Annotated in this window: 4 protein-coding genes; 1 reads left to right on the top strand and 3 read right to left on the bottom strand. The window is 33.1% G+C overall.

What is annotated here, in order from left to right:
* Nucleotides 1-720 (bottom strand): hypothetical protein (locus tag ABF281_RS08650; RefSeq protein ID WP_347181278.1); only part of this gene is annotated, 720 nt, incomplete at its 3' end.
* A gap of 127 nt (nt 721-847) precedes the next feature.
* Between ABF281_RS08650 and ABF281_RS08645 the strand changes: the two genes are divergently transcribed.
* Nucleotides 848-1,792, top strand: a complete 945-nt coding sequence (locus ABF281_RS08645; protein WP_347181277.1) for an ABC transporter ATP-binding protein — start codon at nt 848-850, stop codon at nt 1,790-1,792.
* Here the strand turns inward: ABF281_RS08645 and ABF281_RS08640 are convergent.
* Both ABF281_RS08640 and ABF281_RS08635 read right to left on the bottom strand, forming a co-directional pair.
* The gene (locus ABF281_RS08640; protein WP_347181276.1) at nt 1,789-2,796 is read right to left on the bottom strand and encodes a DUF4837 family protein; all 1,008 of its coding nucleotides are present in this window, start codon (nt 2,794-2,796) and stop codon (nt 1,789-1,791) included. The genes ABF281_RS08645 and ABF281_RS08640 overlap by 4 nt on opposite strands.
* Nucleotides 2,793-4,093 (bottom strand): transglycosylase SLT domain-containing protein (locus ABF281_RS08635; RefSeq protein WP_347181275.1); only part of this gene is annotated, 1,301 nt, incomplete at its 5' end. The genes ABF281_RS08640 and ABF281_RS08635, both read right to left, overlap by 4 nt.

Below are 4,093 nucleotides of genomic sequence, written 5' to 3'. Positions count from 1 at the left end.
GTCTACGGTAAGTCTTAAAAATAGATTTTGAACTAAAATGGCACCAATATCAAAACCAAAAGCACTATTACCATCTCTTGTGAAGTCGGTTGTAGAAATAGCTCCTTCTTCTGTATAATTATCTTTATCCGTAATATAACTCGCCCCAAGCTCAATTGTTTTTATTATCGGAATTCTCGTTTGACCGAATGGCCTGTAGTAAGGTCTTATCGCTAACAATTTCTGTGTGGAGTCAAAATTCAGATCACTGTATAAAGCTTCTATCCCAACAACACTATTAAATGTAATATCTGCACTTAAACCTACTTTTCTTCGCTCAAAAGATACTGCATTGCTATAATTTCCTAAAATGGCACCATATCCTAACTGTTCTCCAGTCATATCTCCTAATTTCACATAGATAGGGTCTTTTTTCTTCTTTCCATAGCTTAAATATCTAACCATACGCAAAACTCCAACCCCATTATTAAATTCTTCCGTCCTCAGTTCTCCACTCCTAATATCATATAATAAAGGAATGTCTAGTCCCAATCCTAATTTACCAAAAGAAAACTCTGGTTGTACTCTCATTCCAACAAAAGTTTGATCTCCAACTGTTGTCAAACCAAAATTTGCAGACAAATTATTCTCCTCATCAAAAGCACTTTCAAATCCCTCTTGGGCATAAAAAACCTGATTAGAAAATAAAACAATCACAAAAATTTTAAATAGCTTTTTCATAATGTATAATTTTAACACTTGTGTATTTCAAATTTAAAAAAGAATTTACACAAACAAAGTATAATCTAATTGTTTCTCAACATACATAATAGAAATCTTATATTTGCTTGATGCTAACTTATGATCCATGCTAGAAATTAAAAATGTTTCTTATGCCTATACCGCAAAAAAAACGATTTTAAAAAACATTAATTTTACTGTAAAAAAAGGGGAATATATTGCGCTATTGGGAGAAAGTGGCTGTGGAAAAAGCACACTACTAGAACTCATTTATGGCTTAATGGATATTGAAGAAGGTGAAATTATTTTTGAGAACAAGAAACTACTTGGTCCCAAATATCACTTAGTTCCTGGTCACCCTTTCATGAAATACTTGGCTCAAGATTTTAGCCTGATGCCATTTACTACAGTTGCCGAAAATGTTGGAGAATTCTTATCTAATATTTATAAGGATAAAAAAAATGATAGAATTCAAGAGCTTTTAGAAGTTGTTGACATGACAGCATTTGCTAAAATCAAAGTGAAAAATTTAAGTGGTGGTCAAAAACAAAGAGTTGCAATTGCTCGTGTTCTAGCGAAAGAGCCAAAGATTTTGTTATTAGATGAACCTTTTAGCCACATTGATAATTTTAGAAAAAACAATCTTAGAAGAAATCTTTTTGACTACTTAAAAAAACAAAAAATTACATGTATAGTTGCTACTCACGACAGTACTGATGCTTTATCTTTTGCAGATACATTGTACATGATCAGAGATCAACAAATTGTTAGACATGGGACTCCTGAAGAAATATACAACCGCCCTGGCAATAAATACGTGGCTTCTTTTTTTAATGAAGTAACCGAAATTCAAAAGAAAGACTTTAATATCCATGAAAAAGGAACCGCTCTTTTATATCCTGAACAAATTCACCCAGTAGATACGTCAGAAATCAAAGCAATTGTAAAAAACAGCTATTTTAAAGGAAGCCATTACCTTATTGAGGTTGTTTTAAACAACACTAGCCTCATGATAAAAAGCAACAAACCCTACCAGAAAAAAGAAACAATATTTCTCTCCATCAAAGCTTAATTTATTTTTACTGTCTTTAAGATTGCTTCTAATTCAAAGACAAAATCTCTTTTGTTTACAGAAGGAGCGTAGTTAAAACCTTCAATCACAATCAGCCTTTTGTTTTTTTCATCAACAATAGAATAATTTAAAAAAGGTCCTGCACTAAAAGCTCCAAAAACCTCCCAAGTCCCTCTAGTTTCATATGCTTTTTTTCCACCAATTTTGGTCATTTTCATACTGGGAATTCTAGCCGCTTCGGTAATCATAAACATCTTATCAGGATCATTCCCTCTGATAAACATCTTTCCTATGCTGTCTCTATTTCTTATCATCTGACTTAATATTGTTTCGGTCTCGTCAAACAAAGGAGCCTCGTAGACAATAATATTATTGGTTTGATCTCCAGCAGCAATCCCTCCAGCAATATGACTACGCATCCACATAAATGAACCCAATGTATCCATAACCATTTTGTATTTATTAGGAATATTTATCTGTATCCCAATTTTTGATAAAGCCTCAATTCTTTTTGAATACTTCTTCTCAAGAACATCCTCTTGGATAGAAGTAAGATCTCCATGAGTAAAGGTACTCACAATCTCTTCTGATTTTTCTTCAATCAAAGCTACCAATTGCTGAACTGTTGGTGCTTTTACCTCTAAAATAGTTTGGGATTGAGCGTATTTATTTCTAACTGATTTGAACACTTCATGATCTGACAACTGTAAAAACAATAAATTTCTACTGTTCTTAAACATTTTAGCAAATGCATCAGAGGGTATTATAGAAATATCAAACTGAGGCTCTGGTTGAGGCAAACCCTTGAGCGGTTTTTTGATAATCTTTCTAAGTTCATGCCCTGCTTGACCTTTCCAAATATTATCCTCAACCACTATAATGACATGGTTTATCCTTCCGATAGAACTTGGCTTCATATAGTCATTACTCTTCTTTTTTCCTTCATTACTACCACAAGCAATGATTAGCATCGTAGCTAATATTGTAAATATATTTTTTATCATAGTGTGTTTTTATAAATAACCAAACGACTTCCTAACTTTAAATTGTTTCCCTTCCAAAGACCATTCCAAGCCCTTAATGACTTAACTGTCACTTTATACTTTTGAGAAATATCCCACAAATTGTCACCATACTTTATTTTATGATAAACTTTCTTGCCTTTAATAGACACTTTAGATATTGCTGATTTAGATTTTTTTACCGAATAATTCAAACGCTTAGGATAGATAGTTAATCTTTGTCCTATCTGTAAATTTGAAGTCGATAAGCCATTCCATTTTTTAAGATCTCGAACATAAACACCGTGTTTTTCAGCAATAGAGCCTAAATAATCTCCTGATTTCACTCTGTATCGAATACGCTTACTCATTTCAAAATACTGTGGTAAGGGTTTTTCTCGATCATTTACCTGTGAAGTAGCGTAAGAATAAATATCTTTTTCATTTTCGACAAAAGTGAGTGCATCTTTCAAAGGCAATGTCAAAGTGTAATTTCTGTTCTTTACATATGGAATGATGTTTAATTTATATGATGGATTTAGAAATTCTAACATTTCGATATCCGTTCCTAACTTGGCTTGGATTTGTTGGAAAGTAAGCAATTGTTTTACTTGAATTGTATCTACATCAAACCTATGTATCATGGGAGGTTTTGTATAGATGCCATGTTCTTTAGCATATTCAAAAATATACATAGTAGCGTAAAACGCTGGCAAATAATCAGCGGTTTCTTTGGGCAAAAAAGGTCTTATGTTCCAATAATTAGTTCTGTTTCCAGATCTTCTGATTGCTTTTGACACGTTTCCTGGTCCAGAATTATAGGCGGCTAGGGCTAAATCCCAGTCGTTAAAGCTATGATATAGCCTTTCTAAATACCTACAAGCCGCTTGAGTAGATTTTATGGGATCTTGTCTCTCATCTACATAAGAACTTACCTTCAGTCCAAACATTTTACCGGTTGCATACATAAACTGCCACAAACCTGTTGCTCCCACTCCAGATTTTGCCCGAGGCTTTAAGGCAGACTCTACGATAGCTAAATACTTAATTTCTAATGGAATTTCATATTTTGCTAGCTGATCTTCAAATAGAGGGAAATAATATTCTGCCCTTGCCATCATATCAGGGTAATACCTACTCCTGTATTTCAAATAGCTTTTGATTACTCTCTCTAGCTCTACATTGTATTCTAAATGAAAAGGAGTTTTTGCATTGAGAAGGGATAATCTTTTTTTTAAAGTGTCGGTTGGTAAGGAATTTTTATCCGTAAAAAGAGAAACATTTTGAGTTTTTAAATTCG

The organism is Wenyingzhuangia sp. (assembly GCF_039768515.1).
Lineage (GTDB): Bacteria > Bacteroidota > Bacteroidia > Flavobacteriales > Flavobacteriaceae > Wenyingzhuangia.
This window is presented reverse-complemented; position numbering and strand designations above follow the sequence as displayed.